This is a genomic window from Lactobacillus delbrueckii subsp. delbrueckii DSM 20074 = JCM 1012 (assembly GCF_001433875.1).
Classification (GTDB): Bacteria; Bacillota; Bacilli; order Lactobacillales; family Lactobacillaceae; genus Lactobacillus; species Lactobacillus delbrueckii.
Genome location: NZ_AZCR01000081.1, coordinates 1 through 4,850, shown reverse-complemented (window position 1 = coordinate 4,850; position 4,850 = coordinate 1). Strand labels below are relative to the sequence as shown.

Here is a 4,850-nt window from a genome sequence, read left to right as displayed (position 1 = left end):
TTGACCGCATTTACCGGCGTAGATAGTCAAAATCTACCAGATGTTATGGTAAGTGTTCAATTTATTCTTGCAATTGGCGATCAAAGAAAAAATCGGCCTTGACCTGCCGGAAACTTCCACCGAACAGCTGGCCACCTTTACCTCCCCCCACCGGACGCCCGGCGAGCGGGCCCTGGCCCTAACCTACATGACCTACCTGCCCGCCATGCCTAACCTGCGGCCAGGCTACGGGGCCAGCGATGTTGCCTGGTTCGCCTTTGAAAACTTCGGCCACAAGTATGAGCTTTTTTCCGCTGACAAGGACCTGACCTTTGAATTAGAGGAAAAATCCCACGCCCTGGCCTTTGACCATGACGAAATCATCGCCGTGGCTATCCAGCGCATCCGCAACAAACTGGACTACCAGCCCAGCATCCTGCAGATCCTTGGCCCCAAATTCACCCTCCGCGAAGCCCGCGAGGTCTACGCCCCCTTCTTCCAGACCACAGTCGATGAGATCGACAACTCCAACTTCCGCAAGACCCACGGTTCCCTCTTTACCGAGCTGGGCGTGCAGAAGAATTACCACAAGAGCGGACGGCCGCCAAAGCTCTATTGCCTTAAGGAAACGCAGAGCAATATACTCTGGAGAAAGGCTAACAACAAGCAAGGCTAAAACTGCCTTGCTTTTCTTTTTTGCAAAAAACCACCCTGCCTGAGCAGGGTGGCCTGTAATTCTTTAAAACTAACTAGGAAATAACCAGGAGACGACATGAACAACTTTTGGCAAAGCAGCCTGCTGCTTATCAACTTAATCGCCTTTGCCCTCTATGGCATCGACAAGGCTAAAGCCCGGATGCACGCCTGGCGCATCCCCGAACGGCTGCTGCTTACCTGCGGCCTGCTGGCCCCTGTCGGGTCCGGCCTGGGCATGCTGGCCTTTCACCACAAGGTCCGCAAGGCCTACTTCTATTTGGCAATCTTCGCCGGCTTTATCCTCTGGGCCGCGATTGATTACCTTATTCTCAGCTTTAGTTAAGGCTCTTGAGCATCTTAAAGGCGGTCTCCGTACTGTGGGCCTTAAGCTGATAAACGCTGGACCCTTTGGCCCAGGTGATCACCGTGTTCAAAGAACCTAGGCTTTCGCCAACATCAACCTGCACGCTGGACTTTGCCGCCGTATCCGGCAGACCATATTGCTGGTAGAGCGCCAGCAGCTTTTGCGCCGTTGGCAGCGGCTTTTGCCCCTGGACATTGCTTGCCCGGACAACAAAGGACCACTGGCCCTGGTTGAACTGCAGATAAGTCGACCCAGCCGCCCATTCTTCTGTCCCAGTCACATTGCTGGCAATCTTAACCGCTGGCAGACCGGTCTTGGGCTCTTGGTAATTAATCAAGCTGCTGGCGTCAGCCACATTCTTTTTTTCCGTTAAAACGGCATATGGCTTCTCACTGGCAATCCGGCTGTCATTTAAGGCCAGCGGACTATTTCCGATGCTGTAGTAAACAACATTCTGGCTGCTTGAGCTGGCGTAGCGGATATTCAAGTTGCTGCTGCCCTGACCTAAGCCGTCAGCCGCCGGCAAAAGCATCCCCGGCAGCTTGACCCTTAATTGACTAGTTAAAGTCCCCATCCGGTTTGCATCTGCCCTTTGGCTGCTGGAAGCCGCGGACTTAGAGCTGGCCTGGCTTGAGGAGGATTTTGTCGAACTAACGGCAGAACTGGCCGCGGATTTAGCCGCCGACTTAGAGCTGGCCTTACTTTCCGCCTTATTCTCGCTCTTAGCCTGGCTGGATTGACTGGACTGACTATTGCTTTGACCCGCGCAACCGGCAAGCAAGCTGGCCGCCAGCAGAAGCAGGGCCAAATTTTTCCTGTTCTTCTTCATTTTTTACACTCTTTCTTTGTCAATAATCATTCCTACTTTCCACCCCTAATTATAGATCTTGCCGGATCTTTTATAAAGAAAGTTCCGTTTTTGTTGGTAAAAAAACGCTTAATTTACCTTCTTTGTCTGAAAAACTTGCAAATTAATCTTTTCTAGAGTAAAGTTTACGTCAAGCGAGTAAAAGTCCATTTTACTTTTTGTTTTTATCCTATTTTAGGTAAGTTATACTTTTAACAAAGGAAGAAGAAAAAGATGGAAAATGAAGCACTCTTGATCATTGACTATACCAATGACTTCGTAGATGACAAAGGCGCTCTGACCTGCGGGGCACCTGCCCAGGCCTTGGCTGACCAGATTGTCAGCTTGGCCGACCAGTTTTTGGCCGCCGGCAAGTGGGTTATCCTGCCAACCGACAAGCACTTTAAGGGCAACCCCTACCACCCGGAAACCAAGCTCTTCCCGCCCCACAACCTGCCAAATACCTGGGGCCGGGAGTTCTACGGACCCCTGCAAACTTGGTATAATAAACATCAAGACGACGAGCACGTCCTTGTCTTGGACAAGTCACGCTACTCTGCCTTCTGCGCTACCGGCCTGGACCTCTTCTTGCGTGAACGCAAGGTCAGCCGGGTTCACCTGGCCGGGGTCTGCACGGACATCTGCGTCCTGCACACCGCCATGGACGCCTACAACCATGGCTACGACATCACGGTGCACGAAAAGGCAGTTGCCGCTTTAAACGACGCGGGACAGGAATGGGCACTGAACCACTTCAAGTCCTGCCTGGGCGCTGAAGTCGTCGACTAACCTTTACCGTTTAAGTTTTTATTTTTACTTTTAACAGTTATATTTTTGAGAAAGCAGATTTTTACACTATGTCTTTATCACACGCGTTAATTACCGACCTGTACGAATTCTCAATGGCTAACGGCTACTTTGAAACCCTGCCAAGAGATACCGAAGCCGTCTTCGACGTCTTTTACCGGACTGTTCCAGACAACGGCAGCTTCGTCGTCTCCGCCGGCCTTGAACAAGTCGTTGAACAGCTGCGGGGCTTCCACTACACCAAGGAAGACATCGACTACCTGAAGTCCCTCAAGCTCTTCAGCGCTGAATTCATTTCCTACCTGGAAACCATGACCTTCGACTGCGTCGTATACGCGATTCCAGAAGGCACCCCGGTCTTCCCGCGGGTGCCAATCCTGACGGTCAAGGGGCCTTTGATTCAATGTCAATTGCTGGAAACCTTCGTCCTTAACCTAATCAACCACCAGTCCTTGATCGCCACCAAGTCCCGCCGGATCAACCTGGCCGCGGCTGGCCGGCCAGTCATGGAATTTGGTGCCCGCCGGGCCCAAGGTCCGGACGCTTCCGTTCTGGGCGCCAGAGCTGCCGTTATCGGCGGCTGCGGGTCAACCAGCAACGTCTTGTCAGCAGCCAAGTACAACATCCCGGTTGTCGGCACCATGGCCCACGCCTGGGTTCAAAGCTACCCAACCGAACTCGAAGCCTTTGAAAAGTGGGCGGAAGTCTACCCGGACAACGCCCTGCTTTTGGTCGACACTTACGATGTCTTAACTAGCGGCGTGCCTAACGCTATCAAAGTCTTCGAGGAGCTCCGCACCAAGGGCCACAAGAAGTTCGGCATCCGGATCGACTCCGGCGACATCGCCAAATTATCCCGCGAGGCCCGCAAGATGATGGACGACGCTGGCTTCCCGGAAGCAACCATCACTGCTTCCAATGCCTTGAACGAAAACGTCATCCACTCCCTTCTCCAAGAAGGCGCGCCGCTTGACAGCTTCGGCGTTGGTGAACAATTGATCACCAGCTCCAGCTCACCGGTTCTAAGCGGGGTCTTCAAGCTGGCCGCTTTGAAGATTGGCGACGGGGAATGGCAGCCAAAGATCAAGCTGTCCAACTCCAAGGAAAAGATCACCCTACCAGGGGAAAAGAAGGCTTACCGTCTCTACCACAAGGGCACGAGAAACGCCTTCGCGGACGTGATCGCCCTGGCCGACGAAGAATTGCCTGAAGAATTTGTTGGGATCAACATGGACCCAATGATGACTGAAACCGAAGCTGACTTAAAGGACTTCGATGCTGAATTGCTGACGCAAGTCGTAGTTGGGCCAAGAGCTCAGTCAATTGAAACTGACACCTTTAAGATTCAAAAGCACATGTACGAAAAGCTGGCTGAACTGCCTGAAGAAACCCAAAGACTGCTTAACCCGGACCGCTACCCGGTCTACCTGACTCCTGCCCTGGCTGACCTGCAAGCCAAGATGATCAAGGACCACAAGCTTTAAGTAAGTCATCGCTTTAATTGCATAAACAAAAAACGAAGTTGCTCAAGTAGAGCAGCTTCGTTTTCTTTTGCCTGCTATTTTATTGTTCAGCCATTTTTTCTTCCAATTGTGACGTACACATCGGGCAGCGGCTGGCTTCGATGTCGATCTCGCTCTTGCAGTAAGGGCAGACCTTGGTCGTTGCTTCTTCTTCAACCTCTTCTTCCTTTTTGATCAAGAACCCGCCCCGGTTGAAGGCCTTGACGATCAAAAACAGGACAAAGGCCATCATCAAGAAGTTTATGACCGCGGTCAAGAACTTCCCATATGCCAGGGTTACCCCGGCAAATTTCAGTGAGAACTGGTCAAAATTCATCCCACCGACCAGACCTAAAAGCGGACTGATGATGTCGCTGACCAGGGCCTTGACGATGGTGGTGAAGGCACCGCCGATGATGATACCGACGGCCATATCCATCACGTTGCCCTTAGAGATGAAGGTCTTGAACTCCCCGAAGAAGCCCTTAGTAGATTCGACAGCCTGCCGGCCGTCTGGCAGATTAATTCGATTTGGCATAGGATACTCCCAAACATAATTTAGTACTTATATAAATTCGCCGATTGTAAAATTAAACTGAACACTGTTCCGATCCAGTAAGAAAAATCGTTTTCACTGGATTAGAGCACAAAAAAT

Annotated in this window: 5 protein-coding genes and 1 pseudogene; 4 read left to right on the top strand and 2 right to left on the bottom strand. The window is 51.6% G+C overall.

The window, feature by feature from the left end:
* Positions 1–79: 79 nt before the first annotated feature.
* Together FD23_RS08155 and FD23_RS08150 are read left to right on the top strand one after the other, a co-directional pair.
* Positions 80–655: pseudogene (locus FD23_RS08155) on the top strand (NrtR DNA-binding winged helix domain-containing protein); the annotation flags it as partial.
* A gap of 96 nt (positions 656–751) precedes the next feature.
* Entirely contained in the window at positions 752–1,018 is a 267-nt protein-coding gene (locus FD23_RS08150; protein ID WP_003620715.1) for a DUF1294 domain-containing protein, read from the top strand.
* On the opposite strand, the gene FD23_RS08145 is transcribed toward FD23_RS08150, so the two are convergent.
* Positions 1,011–1,868 (bottom strand): hypothetical protein, encoded by an 858-nt coding sequence (locus FD23_RS08145; RefSeq protein WP_025896111.1) that lies wholly within the window; start codon positions 1,866–1,868, stop codon positions 1,011–1,013. The two genes, FD23_RS08150 and FD23_RS08145, sit on opposite strands and share 8 nt — an antisense overlap.
* Before the next feature lie 252 nt (positions 1,869–2,120).
* On the opposite strand from FD23_RS08145, the gene FD23_RS08140 reads away from it, so the two are divergent.
* Complete coding sequence (locus FD23_RS08140) at positions 2,121–2,675, top strand: cysteine hydrolase family protein (protein WP_052933545.1); 555 nt, start codon at positions 2,121–2,123, stop codon at positions 2,673–2,675.
* Positions 2,676–2,743: 68 nt separating this feature from the next.
* Positions 2,744–4,177, top strand: coding sequence for a nicotinate phosphoribosyltransferase (locus tag FD23_RS08135; protein WP_025896109.1), 1,434 nt, complete (start codon positions 2,744–2,746; stop codon positions 4,175–4,177).
* Between the two features lie 79 nt (positions 4,178–4,256).
* On the opposite strand, the gene mscL is transcribed toward FD23_RS08135, so the two are convergent.
* Entirely contained in the window at positions 4,257–4,733 is a 477-nt protein-coding gene (gene mscL, locus FD23_RS08130) for a large conductance mechanosensitive channel protein MscL (RefSeq protein ID WP_025896108.1), read from the bottom strand.
* Between the last annotated feature and the right edge of the window lie 117 nt (positions 4,734–4,850).

Bases quoted from the DNA above. Each gene is read 5' to 3' on its own strand.
- FD23_RS08150 (WP_003620715.1), top strand. From the start codon at position 752: ATGAACAACTTTTGGCAAAGCAGCCTGCTGCTTATCAACTTAATCGCC.
- FD23_RS08145 (WP_025896111.1), bottom strand. From the start codon at position 1,868: ATGAAGAAGAACAGGAAAAATTTGGCCCTGCTTCTGCTGGCGGCCAGC.
- FD23_RS08140 (WP_052933545.1), top strand. From the start codon at position 2,121: ATGGAAAATGAAGCACTCTTGATCATTGACTATACCAATGACTTCGTA.
- FD23_RS08135 (WP_025896109.1), top strand. From the start codon at position 2,744: ATGTCTTTATCACACGCGTTAATTACCGACCTGTACGAATTCTCAATG.
- mscL (WP_025896108.1), bottom strand. From the start codon at position 4,733: ATGCCAAATCGAATTAATCTGCCAGACGGCCGGCAGGCTGTCGAATCT.